The organism is uncultured Brevundimonas sp., from assembly GCF_963975535.1.
Classification (GTDB): Bacteria; Pseudomonadota; Alphaproteobacteria; order Caulobacterales; family Caulobacteraceae; genus Brevundimonas.
This window is the reverse complement of sequence record NZ_CAXBHE010000010.1, coordinates 43,986-62,844: the sequence shown is the minus strand read 5'-3', so window position 1 is coordinate 62,844 and position 18,859 is coordinate 43,986. Positions and strand designations below refer to the sequence as shown.

The 18,859-nt window shown below is 65.5% G+C and carries 23 protein-coding genes and 1 tRNA gene; 3 read left to right on the top strand and 21 right to left on the bottom strand.

Translation table 11 applies throughout. The features are described 5' to 3' along the window. Nucleotide 1: 1 nt before the first annotated feature. From AACZ75_RS13320 to AACZ75_RS13225, 20 genes are all read right to left on the bottom strand, one after another. Nucleotides 2-1,015: an SDR family oxidoreductase gene (locus AACZ75_RS13320; RefSeq protein WP_339873484.1), complete on the bottom strand. Its 1,014-nt coding sequence runs from the start codon at nt 1,013-1,015 to the stop codon at nt 2-4. 8 nt (nt 1,016-1,023) lie between these two features. Then, nucleotides 1,024-2,349, bottom strand: a complete 1,326-nt coding sequence (gene rfbH, locus AACZ75_RS13315; protein ID WP_339873482.1) for a lipopolysaccharide biosynthesis protein RfbH — start codon at nt 2,347-2,349, stop codon at nt 1,024-1,026. A 19-nt stretch (nt 2,350-2,368) separates the two neighbouring features. After that, nucleotides 2,369-3,445 (bottom strand): CDP-glucose 4,6-dehydratase, encoded by a 1,077-nt coding sequence (gene rfbG, locus AACZ75_RS13310; protein ID WP_339873480.1) that lies wholly within the window; start codon nt 3,443-3,445, stop codon nt 2,369-2,371. Further along, entirely contained in the window at nt 3,442-4,224 is a 783-nt protein-coding gene (gene rfbF, locus AACZ75_RS13305) for a glucose-1-phosphate cytidylyltransferase (protein WP_339873478.1), read from the bottom strand. The genes rfbG and rfbF overlap by 4 nt, the downstream gene beginning before the upstream one ends. After that, nucleotides 4,221-5,993: a thiamine pyrophosphate-binding protein gene (locus AACZ75_RS13300; RefSeq protein WP_339873476.1), complete on the bottom strand. Its 1,773-nt coding sequence runs from the start codon at nt 5,991-5,993 to the stop codon at nt 4,221-4,223. The genes rfbF and AACZ75_RS13300 overlap by 4 nt, the downstream gene beginning before the upstream one ends. Further along, nucleotides 5,990-7,069, bottom strand: coding sequence for a 3-dehydroquinate synthase family protein (locus tag AACZ75_RS13295; protein ID WP_339873474.1), 1,080 nt, complete (start codon nt 7,067-7,069; stop codon nt 5,990-5,992). Before AACZ75_RS13295 ends, AACZ75_RS13300 begins: the two co-directional genes overlap by 4 nt. After that, on the bottom strand, nt 7,053-7,787 hold the full coding sequence (locus AACZ75_RS13290; RefSeq protein ID WP_339873472.1) for an SDR family oxidoreductase: 735 nt from the start codon (nt 7,785-7,787) through the stop codon (nt 7,053-7,055). The genes AACZ75_RS13295 and AACZ75_RS13290 overlap by 17 nt, the downstream gene beginning before the upstream one ends. A gap of 48 nt (nt 7,788-7,835) precedes the next feature. Further along, nucleotides 7,836-8,642: an aldolase/citrate lyase family protein gene (locus AACZ75_RS13285; RefSeq protein WP_339873470.1), complete on the bottom strand. Its 807-nt coding sequence runs from the start codon at nt 8,640-8,642 to the stop codon at nt 7,836-7,838. A gap of 539 nt (nt 8,643-9,181) precedes the next feature. Continuing rightward, nucleotides 9,182-9,586 (bottom strand): helix-turn-helix transcriptional regulator, encoded by a 405-nt coding sequence (locus AACZ75_RS13280; protein ID WP_339873468.1) that lies wholly within the window; start codon nt 9,584-9,586, stop codon nt 9,182-9,184. 133 nt (nt 9,587-9,719) lie between these two features. Then, nucleotides 9,720-9,986 carry a hypothetical protein gene (locus AACZ75_RS13275; RefSeq protein ID WP_339873466.1) on the bottom strand — a complete coding sequence of 89 codons (267 nt, stop codon included), beginning with the start codon at nt 9,984-9,986 and terminating at the stop codon, nt 9,720-9,722. A gap of 68 nt (nt 9,987-10,054) precedes the next feature. Next, nucleotides 10,055-10,483: a hypothetical protein gene (locus AACZ75_RS13270; RefSeq protein ID WP_339873464.1), complete on the bottom strand. Its 429-nt coding sequence runs from the start codon at nt 10,481-10,483 to the stop codon at nt 10,055-10,057. A gap of 19 nt (nt 10,484-10,502) precedes the next feature. Further along, nucleotides 10,503-10,835 carry a hypothetical protein gene (locus tag AACZ75_RS13265; protein ID WP_339873462.1) on the bottom strand — a complete coding sequence of 111 codons (333 nt, stop codon included), beginning with the start codon at nt 10,833-10,835 and terminating at the stop codon, nt 10,503-10,505. Between the two features lie 25 nt (nt 10,836-10,860). Continuing rightward, entirely contained in the window at nt 10,861-11,322 is a 462-nt protein-coding gene (locus AACZ75_RS13260) for a helix-turn-helix transcriptional regulator (RefSeq protein ID WP_339873460.1), read from the bottom strand. Between the two features lie 343 nt (nt 11,323-11,665). Further along, nucleotides 11,666-11,755: transfer RNA gene (locus AACZ75_RS13255), tRNA-Ser, on the bottom strand. A 91-nt stretch (nt 11,756-11,846) separates the two neighbouring features. After that, nucleotides 11,847-12,785, bottom strand: coding sequence for an NAD regulator (locus AACZ75_RS13250; protein ID WP_339873458.1), 939 nt, complete (start codon nt 12,783-12,785; stop codon nt 11,847-11,849). Nucleotides 12,786-12,789: 4 nt separating this feature from the next. Next, nucleotides 12,790-13,383: an HD family hydrolase gene (locus AACZ75_RS13245; protein ID WP_339873554.1), complete on the bottom strand. Its 594-nt coding sequence runs from the start codon at nt 13,381-13,383 to the stop codon at nt 12,790-12,792. 250 nt (nt 13,384-13,633) lie between these two features. Next, nucleotides 13,634-14,503: a methyltransferase type 11 gene (locus tag AACZ75_RS13240; protein WP_339873456.1), complete on the bottom strand. Its 870-nt coding sequence runs from the start codon at nt 14,501-14,503 to the stop codon at nt 13,634-13,636. Between the two features lie 93 nt (nt 14,504-14,596). Next, nucleotides 14,597-15,469, bottom strand: a complete 873-nt coding sequence (locus AACZ75_RS13235) for a MoxR family ATPase (RefSeq protein WP_339873455.1) — start codon at nt 15,467-15,469, stop codon at nt 14,597-14,599. Nucleotides 15,470-15,546: 77 nt separating this feature from the next. Next, nucleotides 15,547-15,744 carry a hypothetical protein gene (locus AACZ75_RS13230; RefSeq protein ID WP_339873453.1) on the bottom strand — a complete coding sequence of 66 codons (198 nt, stop codon included), beginning with the start codon at nt 15,742-15,744 and terminating at the stop codon, nt 15,547-15,549. Between the two features lie 12 nt (nt 15,745-15,756). After that, complete coding sequence (locus AACZ75_RS13225) at nt 15,757-16,218, bottom strand: hypothetical protein (protein ID WP_339873451.1); 462 nt, start codon at nt 16,216-16,218, stop codon at nt 15,757-15,759. Between the two features lie 157 nt (nt 16,219-16,375). Between AACZ75_RS13225 and flbT the strand changes: the two genes are divergently transcribed. The 3 genes from flbT (at nt 16,376) to AACZ75_RS13210 (ending at nt 18,157) form a co-directional block, all read left to right on the top strand. Then, on the top strand, nt 16,376-16,801 hold the full coding sequence (gene flbT / locus AACZ75_RS13220) for a flagellar biosynthesis repressor FlbT (RefSeq protein WP_339873450.1): 426 nt from the start codon (nt 16,376-16,378) through the stop codon (nt 16,799-16,801). Continuing rightward, nucleotides 16,761-17,126: a flagellar biosynthesis regulator FlaF gene (gene flaF, locus AACZ75_RS13215; protein WP_339873448.1), complete on the top strand. Its 366-nt coding sequence runs from the start codon at nt 16,761-16,763 to the stop codon at nt 17,124-17,126. The genes flbT and flaF overlap by 41 nt, the downstream gene beginning before the upstream one ends. Nucleotides 17,127-17,329: 203 nt before the next feature. After that, entirely contained in the window at nt 17,330-18,157 is an 828-nt protein-coding gene (locus AACZ75_RS13210) for a flagellin (protein WP_339873446.1), read from the top strand. Between the two features lie 59 nt (nt 18,158-18,216). On the opposite strand, the gene AACZ75_RS13205 is transcribed toward AACZ75_RS13210, so the two are convergent. Then, entirely contained in the window at nt 18,217-18,858 is a 642-nt protein-coding gene (locus AACZ75_RS13205; RefSeq protein WP_339873553.1) for an exopolysaccharide biosynthesis protein, read from the bottom strand. Between the last annotated feature and the right edge of the window lies 1 nt (nt 18,859).

The window sequence follows — 18,859 nt, the reverse complement described above, 5'->3', positions numbered from 1 at the left end:
GCTATAGCGCCCGGGGGTCGCGCCGCAAAATTGCCGATCCTGAAGACGGGGCCAGGCTCGCGAGCGTATCGGCGACGATGGCGCTGAGGGGGATGGGCGTCAGGCCCGCGGCCTGCACGGCGGCCTGGTAGGTTCTGGCGTCTCCGACATACCAGCTCGCGGGGCGGTCAGGGTCGTAGTCCCGTTGCACGTCAGCCGGGCAAAGGCCGGCCGCATCACAGACCCGGGCGGCCAGATCACCGATCTCCACGACCTCGCGTCCGGCCGTGTCAAAGGGTGTGGCGATCCCGGTCGAGTCCCGGCGGACCCGGTGGGCCAGAACCGCGATCAGTTCCTCGATATGCACGTAGGAGCGGAACACCGGTCCGCGGGCAGCCACGGTCGGAGCCTCGCCCGCCAGGGCTGCCTGGGCCAGGGAGGACAGGGCATAGAGGTTCAGCTTGTTGCCGTGGGGACCACCCACATTGAAAACACGCGGCAGGACCAAAGGGATGTCGCGGGCGGCGCACCAGTCGAGGACCGCACGTTCCTGAAGTCCCTTCACATGGCCATAGGGGTCCTGGTCGAGCCGGGGCGGGTGCCCGTCCGCACCGTAAACGGCCCCCGAGGACGAATACACCATCCGGGGCCGGTCGGCGGCCGCCATCACGCGAAATGCAGCCTCGAGGATGGCGGTGTTGGCCGCGACGAATTCCTCGGGCGGGAGACCGGCCGTGCGTTCTTTTCCGAGGGCGGCGAAATGCCAGACGATCCAGTTCGGGCCTTCCAGCGGCCGGGCCTGGTCGAGGGCTTCCAGCGGGACCGAACCCGCTTCCGTGTCCAGCTCGCCGGCACGCGACGCGTAGGCCCGCAGGCGGTCGTCCCCGGGACCGATGCCCGCGCGCAGGGCCATGGCGACGACAGCGGAACCGAGCCAGCCCGTGGCACCGGTCACCGCCAGTCGGGCCTTGCCGCCCAGGGCGCTTTCAAAGGCGGCCTGGGCGGCGAGGCGATGCTCCGGAAAACGCGTCTCCATGCGCGCGATCAGCGGTTCTTGAAGAACAGCCGGATCATGTCACAGGCATAGTCCAGGTGCGCTTCGGTCAGGCCCGGATAGAGGCCGATCCAGAACGTCGAGGTCATGACCTTGTCGGAGTTGGTCAGGTCACCGTGCACGCGATAGGTCTGGTTCTTCATGTACGGCTGGCGGATCAGGTTTCCGCCGAACAGAAGCCGGGTGGCGACACCCTTCTCGTTCAGTTCCTGGACCAGATCGTCGCGGATGCCCTCTTCGTCGCTGAGAACCGTCAGCGGGAAGCCGAACCACGACGGCTCCGAACGCGCCGTCGCCTCGGGCAGCATCAGATGCTCCTGCATGTCGTGCAGGTTGGCTTTCAGATAGGCGAAATTGCGATTGCGGGCGGTGATGAACCCGTCCAGCCGATCAAACTGTGCAAGCCCAACGGCCGCCTGCATGTCGGTGATCTTCAGATTATATCCGAGGTTGGAATAGGTGTATTTGTGGTCATACCCGCGCGGCAGGTCGCCCAGCTTCCACTTGAAACGCTTGTTGCAGGTGTTGTCCTGGCCCGGCGCACAGTAGCAGTCCCGACCCCAGTCGCGGACGGATTCCAGCAGGCGCTTGAGGTCGCCCCGGTCGGTCCAGACTGCGCCGCCTTCGCCCATGGTGATGTGGTGCGCCGGATAGAAGCTGACCGTGCCGATGTCGCCGAACGTCCCCACCAGCTTGCCGTCGTAGCGCGCGCCGAGAGCGTCGCAGCTGTCTTCGATGACGTACAGATTGTGCTTTTCCGCCACCCGCATGACTTCGCCGAGGTCAAACGGGTTGCCCAGCGTATGCGCGACGATGATGGCGCGGGTCTTGTCGGTGACGGCCGCTTCGATGCGGTCCGGCATGATGTTGTACGTCGGCAGATCGACATCGACGAAAACGGGAACCAGACCGTTCTGGATCGACGGATTGACCGTGGTCGGGAAGCCGGTGGCGCAGGTGATGACCTCATCGCCGGGCTTCAGGGCCTTGTCCCCCAGCATCGGCGAGCACAGGGCCGTGGTGGCGGTCAGGTTGGCGGACGAGCCCGAGTTGACCGTCAGCGCATACCGGACGCCGATATAGTCGGCGAGACGCTTCTCGAACTGGTCGTTGAACCGCCCGGTCGTGAGCCACAGGTCCAGCGAGGAATCGATCAGGTTCCGCAGTTCCGGCGCGCCCACGACCTTTCCGGATACGGGGACGGGCGTGGTTCCCGCAACGAACGGCTGGGGCGAATAGGCCAGGTCGGCGTATTCTCCGGCCAGTTCCATCATCTGAGCCCGCAGCACTGCGAGGCGATCAGTCTTCATATCCATGTCCGAGAATCCTTGGCGTTCAGGCGTCAATATAGGTGTCGAGTTGTCGCAACGAGACTGCGCGCATGTCATCGCCCGCCCCGAAGGCGCGGTACCAGTCAGCGGTCATTTCAAGCATGGTCCGGGGCGACCATCGCGGTGCCCAGGCCAGTTCCTGGCGAGCCTTAGCATGGTCGAGCGTCAATAGCGTCGCCTCGTGCACGGCATTGGCTTCGCGACGCACCTCATAGCGGGCATCGCCGCCCCAGCTTTCGATCAACATGTCGGCGACGTCGCCGACGGAGATGTTTCCGTCGGGATTGGGACCGAAATTCCAGGCCGGCGGCGTTTCTGTCGGCGTGGAAACCAGCCGTTCGACGGCGAGGAGGTAGCCGCACACCGGTTCCAGAACGTGTTGCCACGGCCGGACGCCCTCGGGCCGGCGCAGGATGGCGGGGCGATGGTCGGCGAAGGCGGCCACCAGATCGGGGACGAGACGGTCCTGGGACCAGTCGCCGCCACCCACGACATTTCCGGCGCGCCCGGAACCGAGCGCCTGTCCCGGTTGCTTCGAAAAGAACGACCACCAGTAGGACTGGGTCACCAGCTCCGCGCACGCCTTGGAGTTGCTGTACGGATCCCGGCCGCCCAGGCGGTCGGTTTCGCGATAGGACCAGATCTGCTCGAGGTTCTCGTAGCATTTGTCCGTGGTGACGATCAGGGTCGCGGCCACGCCGCTGCCGGTCCGGACCTGCTCCAGAAGATTGGCCGTCCCCATGACATTCGTCGAATAGGTGTCCAGGGGATCCGCATAGGAAGCCCGCACCAGCGGCTGGGCCGCCATATGGATCACGATGTCGGGGCGGAAGGCGTCGAACGCACGGCCGAGCGCCGCCGTGTCGCGAATATCGCCGATCACCGAGTCGGTGCAGGCCTCCGCCACACGCGCGGCCTCAAACAGGCTGGGGGTGGTGGAGGGGGCCAGGCTGTAGCCGCCGACCTCGGCCCCAAGACGGTGAAGCCAGAGCGCCATCCAGCCGCCCTTGAAGCCGGTATGGCCGGTCAGGAAAACGCGCCGGCCACGCCAGAAATCCGGTGAGGGGAGGGCCGACGTCACCACGACTTCCACGGGGCACCTTCGGCCCACAACTCCTCGAGATGCTGCTTGTCGCGAAGGGTGTCCATGGGCTGCCAGAAGCCGTCGTGGCGGAACGCCATCAGCTCGCCCTGGCTGGCCAGCGCCTCGAGAGGGCCCTTCTCGAAAACCGTGTCATCGCCTTCGATCAGGTCGAGCACATCGGCGTTCAGGATAAAGTAGCCGCCGTTGATATAGCCGCCTTCGTTATGGGGCTTCTCGACGAAATGGGTCACGGCGTCGCCCTGCATCTCCAGCGCGCCGAAACGCGCAAGCGGCGTGGTCGCGGTGACCGTCGCCCGCTTGCCGTGCTGCCGGTGGAAGGCGATGGTGTCGGCGATATTCACGTCGCAGACGCCGTCGCCATAGGTCATGCAGAAGAAGGGCTCATCCCGGACGTAGTCGGCTACGCGCCGGATACGGCCTCCGGTCAGGGTCTCCTGGCCGGTGTCCACCAGGGTGATGCGCCACGGCTCGACGTTACTCTGCTGAACAATGACTTCGCCCCCCGCCAGATGGACGGTGATGTCGGCGTTCTGGTGGGAGTAGTTAAGGAAGTATTCCTTGATCTTGTGTCCCAGGTAACCGCAGCAGATCACGAAGTCGTTCACGCCGTGATGGCTGTAGCTCTTCATGATGTGCCAGAGAATCGGCCGTCCGCCGATCTCGACCATCGGCTTGGGTCGCACCACAGTCTCTTCGGCGATACGCGTGCCTTTGCCGCCGGCCAGGATGACGGCCTTGATGGGTCTGTCGGTCATGTCGTGCTCTCTTTGGTCGGCAGATAGACGCCAACCCGCGCAGACAGGGTCTCGTCAAGCGGCGGGGTCATGCGATGCAGGGGATTGGAGACCATACCGCCACCGTCCACCATCCTGCTGGTGATGCGCGGGAAGTAGGTCTGCTTCTCGTCGATTGGCACGATAAAGGCCTGCGGGCCGCGGCCATTGAAACGGGCGAGGAACTCGGGATCACGCTCGAACCCTGCCGCCAGCCTCATGCTGGGTACCCCCCAGGTGTCAAACAACCGCCCCCAGTCGGGCAGCCCCAGACCCGTGGACCGGTCGCAACCGACATAGCGGCCGTTGAAATAGTTGATCTGCACCGACCGGATCGAGGCGTAGCCGTTGTCGTCGAAGATGAAGATCTTGAGGTCGAGATCGTTGACGGCGGCGGTGCCGATCTCCTGCAGATTCTGCGAAAACCCGCCATCGCCCTCAACGAGGATGGTCCGTCGGCCCGAGGCGATGGCCGCCCCGATCGCGCCGCTGAGCCCATACCCCATGGCGGCGAGGCCCTTGTTCGTGACCATGACCTGTCCGGGCTTGGTCTCGAAGGTCTGCATCATCACGGTGAACGCCCCGCCGCTGCTGCAGGGAATGATGACGTCCGCAGGCGTGCAAAGGTCGCCCAGCGTGGCCGCCACGACATAGGGAGAGATGAAGCCCTCGCCGGTGTGGTTGTCCTCGATCTGGGTGATCGAGGCCCGAACCTCGCGGCAATAGGCCAGCCAGTCGCCATGCTGACCGAGGTCCAGCGCCAGAAGGTCGGACAGCAGGTTGTTGGCGTCGACCTGGAGCGCCAGGGCCGTGCGAGGGTGGCCCTTGCTCAGTTCCCGCGGATCCAGATCGACGTGTACGACGTCGCCGACCGGCGCGAACTCCTGCCAGTTGAAGCCCGTCTGCTGGAAGCCGAGCCGCGTCCCCAGCGCCACCACCAGATCAGCCTGCTGAACGATCAGGTTCGCCGATCGCTGGCCCCACGTATTGGTCCTGCCGACGTAGGCCGGGTGGTCGGGGCCCATCCTGTCGGCCCCGTTCCAGGTCGTGGCAACCGGTACGCCCGCCGCTGCCAGCTGATCCGCCAGGCCCTGGGCCACGTCGCGCCGCACGCCCCCGCCGATCAGCAGCACCGGACGCTGCGCGTTCGAAATACGCGATGCGAGGTCGGTGACCTGTTCGGGCGTTGCCCGCGGCGGGCTTGGTGGCGATGGGACCGGCGTGTCCAGCGTGGCCGGATCGACGTCACGTCCCTGGATGTCCAGCGGGAGTTCGATGAAGACCGGACCCTTGCGACCATGGCTTCCCGCCTCGGTGCGCGCCAGGAAGTCTGCCCGGTCCAGAACGTCTTCGACCGTCGAGGCGTGAACCGTGATCGAGCGCGCGATCGCGACGCCGTCGATCTCCTGGATACCGCGTTGACGGACCTCGCCTCGTGCCAGATCGGCCGTCTTTACCTGACCGCCCAGCACCAGCAGTTCGCGACTCTCCAGCCAGGCCCCCGACAGGGCCGTGACCAGGTTGGTCATGCCGGGGCCGGCCGTGACCAGGGCGAGGGCGCGGGGCCCGCCTGCGGTCGCGTTGAAATACTCGACCGCAATGCCGGCCGCCACCTCATGGACCACCGCCACGCACGTCATCTTGCGGCTGCAGCTGTCCAGCAGATGCATGATGTTGCCGCCGCCGACATAGAAGCAATGGGTGTAGCCCTGCTCCACCAGCCAATCGACCATCAGGTCACTGTATTTCATGCGGCGTACCGTTCTGTCATGTCGTTGAAGGCCGCACGGAGGTTGGTCTCCGCGTCGGTGTCGCGCGGAATCATAATGCGCTCGACGCCCCCACCCTCGAGGGCGACCACCACGGCGAACCGATCAAGCGTATGTTTCTTGTCCGCATGGAAGGCGGTGATCAGGTCGTCGGGCTTCATCTCGGCCACGGCGTCGCGGAGGTCGGGGACCTGACGCAGCAGGTCATCGATGTGGCCTTCCATCGCCACGGGCAGGCTGCCGGCGGCATAGGAGCGGCCCAGCCGACGCCCCATCGTCCCGGCCGCGATGATTCCGAGGCCGACCGCGACACCGTGCGAGATACGGAATTTCGACGCCGACTCGATGGCGTGACCGAAGGTATGTCCATAGTTCAGCAACAGCCGTTCGTTGGCGTCGAATTCGTCGACCTCCACGAACCATTTCTTGGCCGCGAGGCTGAGGCCGATCAACTGGGTCAGGTCGTCAGGTCCTGAGTGGATCGTCGGACTCAAGGCCATATACGCCCCGAAGGTTTCATTGGATCGGGCGAAGCAGATCTTGGCGGCCTCCACCAGGCCGGCCACCATCTGGTCCGGGGCGAGCGTCGCGCACAGCGCGGGATCAATCTCGATGGCGCGCGGGGGATGGATCGTGCCGACGATATTCTTGTTGGCACCGACGTTGATCGAGGACTTGCCGCCGATGCAGCTGTCGACCATGGCCAGCAGGGTGGTGGGGACATAGTCCCATTTGACGCCCCGCATATAGACCGATGCGATGAAGCAGGCGACATCCTGGACAATCCCGCCACCCGCCGCCACGACCGTGGTCGACCGTGACACGCCGGATTCGCGAAGGGCCGTGATCAGCGCCGACATCTGGTCGAGACTCTTGGTCGACTCGAGGGCCGGCAGATTGATCGTGCGAACGCCCGCCGCCTTCAGATGATCGGTGAAATATTCGTCGCACAGCACCACGATATCGCCGCCTCGCGCGATGATCGCGTCCAGCGCGCCGGGCCGGATGGTGACCGGGTAGCTGCCGCTGGCGGAGTTGATCTCAAACGATGCGGACATGACTGAACCCTAGGTCGACCGCGATTGACTGACCGGTTGTGCTGGTGTTTCGCGACGAGCAGAGAAAGACAATCGTCGACGCCACGGCCTGTGGCGTGGGCAACGCATCAAACAGAGTGGCCCCCTGGGTGGCGGCGATCTGCTCTTCCGACAGGGCCGCCCGTGTCATCGGCGTATCGAGGACACCGGGCAACACCGCATTGATCAGGTGGCCGTCCGCGCCCAGGTCGGCGCTGGCCGATCGTACCAGCCCCCCGACGGCCGCCTTCGTCATGGTGTAGGACAGCTTGTTCTGACGCGCCCGCTCCTGCCAGATCGAGCTGACCACGCACAGGCGTGCACCCCGGGGTCTCAACATCGATGCGGCGAGCAACTGCTGCAGCGTGGTCACGACGAACAGGCAGTTGGTGCGATACAGATCCATCGCCGCGTCTTCGTCGACGCTGTAGATGCTGTCGGAAATATTCGCGCCCTGGGCCCAGCATACGGCGTCGAACGGACCGTGTTCGGCGAGGGTTGAATCCGCCAGCGGCTGCAGGCCCGCGTCGAGCGTCACCCAGTTGCCCGGCGCGTCGCCGGGGGCACGGGGTGCGCGAGTCACCGCCGTTACCGCCCAGCCCTCGCCCGACGCCGCATCGACGACAGCCTGACCTATGGCTCCTGACGCGCCGAAAACCAGGATGCGCCAGGGGTCCTGTCCGGACTGACTAGAATTCACGTCTCATTCCTCGCGGAGCAGCCCCGATGCCGGACCCGGCATCGACGATCAGACCAGTTCGGCGGTCTTTGCGACAGCTGCCAGGCGGGCCTCGATCATGCCAATCCGTTTGGCGTCTTCCTGACCGATGCTGCTGTAGTAGTCGCGCTTGTTCTGCAGCCAGGTCAGTTCGAAATTCACGGCGTTTTCGATGCCCGCCTCGATGTTGGCGGCATGCAGGGCGTCACCCCCGAAGATCACCTTGCGCGTCTCGAAGCGATCCAGACGAACGGCGTGCAGCTCTTTCAGGGCGGGGATGCTGGCGGTGGACACCGATCCACCGACCACCAGTTCCATATCATTGGCGCGCGCGGCACGGGCGATGGTGAGGCCGGCGTCGGTAATCGCGCGGGTATCGATGTCACCGCGCGGCAGGCCACGGGACAGGGTGAAGTCGACGCGACCGAAGACGATGCCGTCGACCTTGCCGCGACCGGCCTCGATCATACCGTCCAGGTTCTGCAAGGTCGTTTCGGTTTCGAGATTGAACAGGAAGTCGGTCTGCGTCTGTTCGTCGGCGTTATGGGTCTTGTCCTTGGCTTCGATGAACTTCGTCAGGGCGTAGGGCGTCTCGACCATCGGTGCGATGATGTAATCCACGCCGAAAAGCTTGCTGGACAGCAGGTCGGATACGGCTTCGCAACCGCCGATCTTCAGTGCAACCTTGAGGTCCGCCCGGTGGGCCAGCTCAAGCAAGCGCAGAAATTCGTCGGGCCGGGTGCCTTCCGCTTCGAATTCAGCCTTGACCGAGACGACCCCATATTCGCCCCGCCCACGCTTTAGTTGTTCGAGCATTTTGCGTTCTGCGAGGTTCATCTAAAAAGTTCCGTGCATTTTTATGGGTTGCCGCCGATTATACACGCTTAACGTGCCGTCTGCAGGTGGCTTTCTATTGCCTTAATCTCTTAAGGGGCGGTCAAGGTCAAGACATAAAGTCCAGAATTTGGTGTGGTCGCTTGAGGGATTTCGTGCGTTTCGGGCCCTGTCCGGCATCGGCGGGTATGGTCGTAAGCCACTGGGGAAGACAGCTTTTTGATGCAACCCGGCCACGATCACTGTCGTGGACCGGTGTTTTCTGACCCGCGCTCGCGTCTCCGGAACCATGGGTCAGACCCAAGTCTTGTTCGGTCCCGACCAGTAGATGTCCGATCCGGCGATGAGGACTATGGCCACGACGGTGACGGCGCGGGCGGGCTTTTGCCATGGCGTCCCGGCCTTCATTCCGGTCCACCCCAGGGGGCGAGGCCGTCCTTCCGGCTCCGAACAGCCGTACGTGGTGCCAGGCCGCGATCCGCCCTGCGGACCGGTCACAGGACCGCCGCTGGCGGGGGGCGACGGACAGGAGCAGGTATCGGTCAGGGGCGATCGGGTTGGCGGCCCGACTGGCGGGAGCCCTGCGCAAACGCCTGGGCAACCTGGAGCAGGACGACACGCTGGGCCGGATCCATGGCGAGAAAATACTCCGCCAGCGGTGTCCCCCCCCGGATCGCGCCCAATTCGATTCTCTCGTTTGACTTCAGGTCGAGGTCTTCCGGCGGAAAGAAGTCGGCCACGGGCGTGCCGAGGGCCTTGCCGGCCCGGTACAGCATCGAGGCGGAGATACGGTTGGTGCCGCGCTCGTATTTCTGAATCTGCTGGAAACTGAGGTTCATCGCCTGACCCAGATCGACCTGGGTCAGGCCGGCCTGCAATCGGGCGGCCTTCAGACGTTCGCCGACGAACAGGTCAACCGGGTCTGTGGTGACGATGGCGCGCGGCATTCGGATCTCCTGGAGAGATCATGGCCGACTTCCAGTCCGCGGAGCAAGCCGGGCGCGTCAACACTTCGCCACCGCGTGACGCGGATCGCGGGCTGGCGGACTTCCGACAAATGCAAGCGAGGGTGAATACGGTTCAGGCGGCGATCAGGGTATGGTGAAGTTGGCGCACATAGTGGTGCAGGGACTGCAGGGCCTTCAGGTCTCGACCGTCACCCCGGCCATCGAGGCCTTGTTCGAGCAGGACCTCGAAGATGATCTCCGCCTCGTCCGTCGTCCGGGGTGTCCGGTCGAGGATGAATTTTTCAGCGGAGATGAAACGGTCCCATACCGCCTCGGGGTCCGCCCGATAGTGCCGGTGCCAGAAGTCGGCGGCTCTTGCGAAGGTCCATCTTTCAGACATTGACTACTCTCCCTCGGGACGATGGTTGCGGTTCTGGCCGCGAAAGGATTGACGTTGGACGCCGGGCATCAGAGCGCGACCGGCGTCGGCTGGGCATAGGGCGCGGCCCGACACTCCCACACGCCGAACAGGCCGATCATCATGAGTTCGGTCCACACCACGATGCGGAACGAGACGCTGGCCCAGACCTGGATGTCGGGGTTCAGCAAGACGATCAGGTAGGTGGCGATCGACAGGAGCTGGACCCCGGCCGCCGCGACCAGCCACCATCGATCAGCGACCAGGCTCAGCCAGACCAGGGTGGCGAACAGGCCGACGGCCAGAAGACCCACCCCCCATCGCAAGCCGCCGATCTGAAAACCGTCCACCAGCGGCGTGATCAACAGGGCGGCGAGAAAGGCGACAGCGGCGATCCGCTCCGCGCTCCGCCCCTTCCACAACTGCAGTCCGATGCAGATGAGGCTCAGGCCGAGGACGGAGAACTGGGCGGCGCTCATGTCCGCTCCAGAACCGGCATCAGGCGGCCCTGACCATTGCCCCGATCACAAACGGGCGGGTCTTCTCTTCGAGGGGGCCCTCGAGGCTCCAGCGGACACCCTGGGCCGATGCGACATCGGCGAGCGCCTGGTGTCCGTCAATCACCGCGCTGCGGGCTTCGGCGAGCCGGTTGAGGCCCCGCACCATGTCCAGCAGGGCGAGGTGTCCGACCTCAGCGGCAAGGCCCGCATCCCTTCGCCCCTCGATCATGGTCTGGATCAACGCGCTGGTCTCCACCATCGCCTTGTCGACTGCGTGTTCGGTGGACTGGAGGCGACGGGCAATCCGCACCCCCACATGTCTGTTGTTCATCGCCTGGACTCCTAACGCTTGAGGACTAGTCAGGCGTCAGGATAGCGTTCGGTGGAGCATGGGCGGCCAGGGTTCCAACGGCCCCGAACACCACATTGACTATACCGACCGTGATCAGGGCGGCGACGGCGGCGAAGAGGAGGATCAGCCCGAGCCGGACGCTGCGCCGCGGTGGCGGCGGCAGAGGCCAGGTCCGGGCGGAGGCCCCGATCATCGCTTCCATGTCGTCGACCGGATCGCCCGGCGCAAACTGAACAGGCACCGGACCGGCGCGGGGCGCTATAGCGTCCGGCCCGTATAGCGGATCAGATGCTATCAGGCGGAGCGCCGCCTTTCGCGAGGGGACCTGGAGTCGCCGCATGGCTTCGCGCACGTGCAGGCTGACCGTGTGGTGCGAGATGCCAAGGTGCCGACCGATGTCCTTGTCGGTCATCGTGGCGGACAGCCGCAAACACTCCAGCTGCCGATCGGTAAGTCGCTGCGCCATCACTCCTCCGGATCGGAGCGTATGTCGGTTGAAGTCCGGATGCTAGGCGGGAACGGGTGAAACGGCGGGATGCCGGCCCGCCCGGGGCGAGTCGGGATGGTGTTTCCCGAGCGACGGTATCTGCGATCGGGGCCTTGCCGGTTCACCGGGTGATCAGGTCCCCGACCGCCAGAACCGTGGTGCGGCTGATCCGCCCCCGGACGCAAAACGCAATTGCCCTAGGCCCCTGGGCGCGCGCCGGTCCGCCCGGCGGCTGCCAAAGCCGCGCCGAAGGGAGAATGGCCAGGCCGAGCATCCCTTGCGGGTCTGGAAATTCGGCTGTTTCGACGGGCTGTAAGGCCGGTGGCGGAGAGGGTGGGATTCGAACCCACGGTACCCTCTCGGGCACGCCGCATTTCGAGTGCGGTACATTCGACCACTCTGCCACCTCTCCGCGAGGTCGTAAGTCGCTTGGTCGAGCGAGGGGCTTCTCTAATGGGCGCGGAGCCGGGCCGCAAGCGGGCAGGGCAAGAAAAGCGCCGTCGTCAGCGTTGGGCGGGAAGCGGCAGGCCCATGGCCTCGCCGCCCTGGCCCTCGACGCTGGAAACACGGAACAATTCAGCCGGGCGGCCGCCGGTACCGGTCGACAGCCGGCCGGTGGCCTCGACCAGGCCCGTGCGTTCGACACCCCGGCGGAAATTCTGCTTGTGCAGGGTCAGGCCGGCGACGGCCTCCGCGGCGGCCTGCAACTCGGACAGGGTGAACAGCGGCGGCATCAGGTCGAACAGCACCGGACGGTATTTCAGCTTGCTGCGCAGGCGGCCCAGGCCGGTCGCCAGGATGCGGCGGTGGTCGGACACCATGGCGCGTCCCGGGACGGTCGCGGGGAGCGGTCGCTCCTGGTCTCGGGCCGCCTCGGCCACCAGTCCGGCCTCGTACAGCAGCTCGTAGCGTTCCAGCACCCGCCCCTCGTTCCAGCGATGCGCCGGGGTCAGGGCGAACAGGCTGTCGCAGCGCGACAGGCGGCGGGCATCGTCCCCCGCCCAGCCCCGCAGGCCGGCGGTCAGGGCCCCGGTGGCCCCGGCGTCGCCCTGACGGCGGTCCTCCCAGGGAAAGAAGTCCAGGACCGGCGTCCAGCGGGCGTCGGCGGTTGGGGCGGCGGCGGAGTCGGCGGTCAGGGCGAGGTAGCCGATCGAGACCTCGCGGCGGTGATCGGGTCCCGGCGTGGCCCGCGGCGAATCCCGTCCGGCATCCCCGAAGGTGTACAGCTGTTCGACAAAGCCCAGATGGAAACCGGTCTGGGCCGTGACGAAGGCCCGGAGCGCCAGTTCGAAGGTGCGGTCGCGGGTCGGGACGAAGGGGCCGAACGGCAGGGCCGCAGCCCCGTCCTCCCCTTCGGTGGTCAGCACGCAGGCCCGACGGTCGCGCAGGGCGATGACGACGGCGGAAAGGCTGATTCGCACGCCCTGTTCGCCGCCCGGCATGCGCCTACTCCGTGTGCCAGGCGTCGGGGGCCGGCAGGATGCCGACCGCCTCGGCGAGGACGCGGTAGCGCTCGAGGTAGCGGGCCTGGGCCACGGCGGCGGGCAGGGGGTCGATGGTCAGTTCGTAACCCGCGGGCGGGGTGCCGAACAGCCGCAGGGACTCCGCCCGTTCGAAGCCGGCCAACTGGGTCGCCTCGAAGAAGGCGCAGGCGCGGTCGGCCTTCTTGATCAGGGTCTTGATGGCCACGGGGCTTTTCGGCGGCAGGCCGAAGCGAACGTGGATGGCGCTCTCCAGCCGGGCCTCGAACGCCTTGTAGTTGACGCCAAGGGCGGATTTGAACGGGGAAATCATGTCGCCGATCACATATTCCGAGGCGTCATGGAGCAGGGCGGCCAGCCGCCATTTCGGCTCGAGGCCCGGCTTGATGTGGGCCGCGATCTCCTCGACGACGCAGGAGTGCTGGGCCACGGAAAAGGCGTTCTCGCCGGTGGTCTGGCCGTTCCAGCGGGCAACCCGCGCCAGGCCGTGGGCGATGTCCTCGATTTCGATGTCGAACGGCGACGGATCCAGCAGGTCGAGGCGCCGCCCGGACAGCATCCGCTGCCAGGCACGGGGGGCCTTGCTGGAGGGGGTGGCTCTGGGGCGCTCGGCCAAGGTCGGGAATCCTGCTCGGTTGGGCAGGGTCAGGTGACCCATCCGCGCCGTGCGATCAAGGGCGCGCGGTGAAAACTCGTCCGGGGGCGACCTCGGGTGGGCTGGATGAAATCCGACCCGCGCAGAATTCGCGCCGGATTGAATCCGGACCCGTTTTGGCATCCCCGTCGATTCGACCGCCAACAGGGATGGTCTAACGTCCGACGTTAAGGGCCACCAGTTCGCGGGCATCGGCGAAGGCGCGGCCGCGCTCGCTGTCCCTGGAGCGGACCGTGGCGACCACGATCGGACCGCCCTTCGGACCGCGCGCTTCATAGCCGACCAGACGCCAGCCGTTCTCTGACGCCTCGGGGTCATTCAGCACCCAGGTGACCCGGGTCGACTCGCCGCCGGTGCTGGTACGGACCTCGGTACTGTCGGCATGGGACTGGATGCTGACGTTGTCCTCGCCCGCACGGATATTGACCCGTCCCGAGCCGTCGCTGGACTGGATGTTGATCCCGCCGATGCGCACACTGGACCGGTCTCCCCGGGATTCGATGTCGATGCCCGGCAGTTTGACGTTGGCGTCGTCGCCGCGGGTCTCGATGTGAACGCCGGGCATCTGAACCGTGGTGTGCTCGCCCGCCGCCGCTGCCTCGGCGCGGGCGGCATCGGCGTCGGCCCGGGCCGCGTCCGCATCGGCCCGGGCGGCTTCCGCGGCGGCGGTTTCCTCGGCGGCGCGCAGGCGGGCGATGGTCAGCGGCATTTCGTGAGAGAGCCGGGTCTGGAAGGCCTGCAGCACCGAGTCGACCGAGGCATTCTCCAGCCGGATCAGATGCAGGCTGACCTCGGCCCCCTTGGCCCCGACATAGGTGCAGACGGTGCCGCCGTCACGCGCCGAGCCCTTGCGGGTCAGGCTGCCCATGGTCTGGGGACATTGCAGGGCCTCAACGACCTTGAGCACGCCATGCGGCCCGTCCTGCCCGGTATGGGTGCTCGAAATCCGGATCGTGCGTTCGCCGTCACAGGCCGCGGTGAGGGCGGCCAGGGCGCAGATCATGACGAAGAGGGGACGTGTCATTGCCGCCGGTTCCTGTTCATGCGGCTATCGTGGCCCCTTTCTGCCGGCAATCCAGTGAAATCGCGGTAATTTCTCTGGCGGCGCCGGGTCGATTCAGGTTCCGGGGCGCGCCCCTTCGCGGCGACTGAGAAAGGCCAGCCGCTCGAACAGATGGACGTCCTGCTCGTTCTTCAGCAGGGCACCGTGCAGCGGCGGGATCAGCCTGTTGGGGGTCTTCTCGCGCAGGGTCTCGGGATCGATGTCATCGACCAGCAGAAGCTTCAGCCAGTCGAGCAGCTCCGAGGTGGACGGCTTTTTCTTCAGGCCCGGCGTGTCACGGATCTCGTAGAAGGTCTTCAGGGCCTCCGAGACCAGCCGTGGCTTGATGCCCGGGAAATGGACATCGACGATGGCCTTCATCGTTTGATCGTCCGGGAAGCGGATGAAGTGGAAGAAGCACCGGCGCAGGAAGGCGTCGGGCAGTTCCTTTTCATTGTTCGAGGTGATGACCACGACCGGACGCACGGCAGCGCGAATGGTTTCGCCGGTCTCGTGGACGAAGAATTCCATCCGGTCGAGTTCCTGCAGCAGGTCGTTCGGGAATTCGATGTCGGCCTTGTCGATCTCGTCGATCAGCAGCACCGGACGCACCGGGCTGGTGAAGGCCTCCCACAGCTTGCCCGGCTTCAGATAGTTGCGGACGTCATGGACCCGCGCCTCGCCCAGCTGGCTGTCGCGCAGGCGGGAAACGGCGTCGTACTCGTACAGGCCGTTGTGCGCCTTGGTCGTCGACTTGATGTGCCAGGTGATCAGGGGCGCGTTCAGGGCGGCGGCCATCTCATAGGCGAGAACGGTCTTGCCGGTGCCCGGCTCGCCCTTGATCAGTAGCGGTCGCTCCAGGGCAACGGCGGCGTTGACCGCGATTTTCAGGTCGTCGGTGGCGATATAGTTCGACGTGCCTTCGAACCGCTCGGTGGGCCGCTTCATCGGATGCTCCGCTCAATCTGGAGAGAGGCCTAGCCGATCCGCCCCCGGGTTAACAACGATCAGTTTGAATCTCCGGCTCAGGTAATGTGCTTGGGGGCCGGCGGATCGCTGGCGGGAAAGGTCTCTTCCACCGCTTCATCGATCAGGGCCTCCTGCCGGTTTTCAGCCTTGCGCTCATCTTCGCGCAGCTGATCGGGTTTGCCGTGCTGGCGCGGTGCCGGGCGGCTGGCGGGGGCGTTGACATCGGAATCACGAGGGTCGTTTGCGCTGGTCATGGACGGTCTCCTTCAAGGGGCCGGGTCGGCATCGATGGGGGCGGCGGCGGTGTCCGGGCCGTAGCCGAGATCGGCGATGTCATCGTCGGACAGGCGTTTGGCTTCCCAGTGGGCGGCGCTGGCCTGGGCTCCGCGCACCTCACGCATGAGTCCGGTGTAGACCAGTTCGATTTCGCCGGGGGCGGACGGGTCACCGTCATCATCGTCGTCGTCGCGGCTTCGCCCCGGCTGGCCCAGCAGAACATCGGCTTCCGCCTCGATGCGGTCCGACGCCTGGCGACGCTCGGGATCGCCGGCCTCCGTGCCGGATGGCTCGTCGTCATCGTCGTCGCCGTCACCGTCCGCACGGGTCACATCCAGCACCGGCCCGGCCTCGTCGAGAAGGAGATCGCCTTCGCCCTCGTCGTCGATATGGGTTTCGTCGAAGATCTCGGACTGATCCTGCTCATCGGGTTCGGTCGCCGGGCCTGTCATCGCCGCCTCCTGTTCAGGCAACCAACGCGCGGCGAGCCTGCGACGTTCCGGAACTGATTGGCGGTTTCACAAGGGATGGTTAACCACGGCTGTTTAACGTCTGTTGTCACCCGTGCCCCTAGCTTCATCCTGCGGGCCAGTTGGAGATTTCCCGGAAATGCCGCTCAAACTGTCGCTCAAGCCCGGCGAAAAGTTCGTGCTCAACGGGGCCGTCGTCCAGAACGGTGATCGCCGGGGCGTTCTGATCCTGCAGAACAAGGCCAGCGTTCTTCGCGAGAAGGACATCATGCAGTCCAGCGAGGTCACCACACCGGCAAGGCGCATCTATTTCCCGGTCATGATGATGTACCTGGACGAGATATCGGCCCCCAAATTCTTCGATGAGTTCGCCCAGCGACTGTCGGAGTTTATGAGCGCCACCCAAAACCCGGACGTAATGTCGGACTGTATTGCGGCGTCACGGCACGTTCTGGCCCGGGAGTACTACAAGGCCCTTATGGCGACCCGAAAACTGGTTGATTACGAAGAGCAGAGGTTGGGCAATGTCCCTTCAGGCGTACAAGACAGCCTCGACGAGGGCTGAATCCCCCCGGGCGATGGAGTACCGGCTGTTCGGCCAGGTGACGCGTGCCCTGATGCACGCGGCGACGGTTGACACCTCGGACATCAAGACGCGGATCGATGCGCTCGACTGGAACCGGCGGCTCTGGTCGACACTGGCGACGGACTGCAGCGATCCCGGCAACGCGATGGCCAAGCCGTTGCGGGCCCAGATCATCTCGATCAGCCTGTTCGTCGGGCGGCATTCGTCGCTGATCATGCGTGGGGACGATGATTTCCAGACGCTGATCGACATCAATCGCATGGTCATGCAGGGGCTGGCGGGACCCGAACAGGCCGCGGCCTGATTACGCTGCACGACTAGGCAAACAGGGGCGCCGGAGCCGGGTCGGACTTGCCGGGCTGGCCGAGACCACACCGCAAGATATTGAAAACAAACAGGGTCGGCGCCATTGGTGTCGGCCCTTTTCTTGCGTTGGACCTTCCCGAGCCAGAACCGGTTCGCCGGCCAGAAGGCCGTTTCCCACCTCCAGAATGGAAGGAGCCGCCGATGACATCGGTGAACACCAACGTGGGCGCAATGATTGCGCTCCAGAACCTGAACGCGACCAACGCCCAGCTGGAAATGACCCAGAGCCGGATCAACACCGGCAAAAAGGTCTCCAGTGCCAAGGACAACGGGGCCATCTGGGCGATTGCCCAGGGTCAACGGGCCGACATCGGCGCGTTGGGCGCGGTGAAACAGTCGCTCGATCGTGGCGTTGCCGCGGTCGATGTGGCGCTGGCGGCGGGCGAGACGGTCTCCGACCTCTTGCTCCAGATGAAGGAGAAGGCTCTGGCAGCGACGGATTCGTCGCTGAAGACTGCGGCACGGTCCGCGTTGAACGAGGATTTCAAAGCCCTTCGCGACCAGATCGCCAGTGTAACCTCAAACGCGGAATTCAACGGGGTCAACCTGCTGGAGACCGGCGCGAGCGGTTTCGCGGCCCTGGCCAATGTGAGCGGTACATCCACCCTGACCGTGGCCGCCGAGGTCATGGCTCTGGGATCGACCAACGTCTCCGTTTCGACCAGCCAGGCGATCGACACCCTGTCGGCCGCCACGGCCTCCCTCACTGCCGTGAACGATTCCATCGATGCTGTTTCGGGCGCACTCGCGCGCCTCGGAACCTCCTCGAAAGCGCTCACGACCCACAATACGTTCGTTGGCAAGCTGACGGACGCACTGGAAGCGGGGGTAGGCAACCTGGTCGACGCCGATCTGGCGAAGGAAAGTGCCAAACTCCAGGCGTTGCAGACAAAGCAGCAACTCGGAGTGCAGGCCCTGGGCATCGCCAATCAGTCGCCGCAGCTCGTTCTGTCGCTGTTCCGCAACTAACGCGTTCAGGTCCAAACAAGCGTCGGAGGGGGAAACCCCTCCGGCGCTTCCGTTTGGGGTCAGAGCAGGCGGTTGACCCAGTTCAGCAGGCCCGTCACCACCGCGACTACCGTGGTCCAGACCAGCATCACATAGACGCCGCACACCACCGTGCCGATGCCGCCGACCAACGCGGCGAGGCCGTCACGCTGGGTGATGGCCAGGCCGAAGATGGCGATCGTCAGGGCCGGCAGCATGTCGCCCAGGGGAACCGGCAGGGCCAGCATCACCGCCAGGACGAAGCAGATGATCCCGGTGATCACATCGGCCAGCTCTCCGGTCAGAATGGGCAGGCGCGGGCGGGTCAGTCGCTCGATGGCGCGTATCGCCCGCAGCACCCGACCGCCGCTGGCCTTGCGATAGGCCGCCCGGCTGACCGAGACGCGCAGCAGCCAGCGCGGAAGCCATACGGTCTGACGCTGGATGGCCAGTTCAAGGGACAGGAGCATGATCGGCACGCTGAACACCGCCTTGCCCCCGGGCGGCCAGGGCAGAAGCGACATCAGGGCCAGCATCAGCATCAGCGCCCCGAAAGCCCGTTCGCCGAACGCCTCGACAACCTCGGCGAGAGTCAGCTTCGGATTGTCACCATAGCCCAGACTCTCGATCACCTCGGAAAGCGTTCGCTTGGCGTCAGGCGACAGGATCGGGGGGGGCGTCATG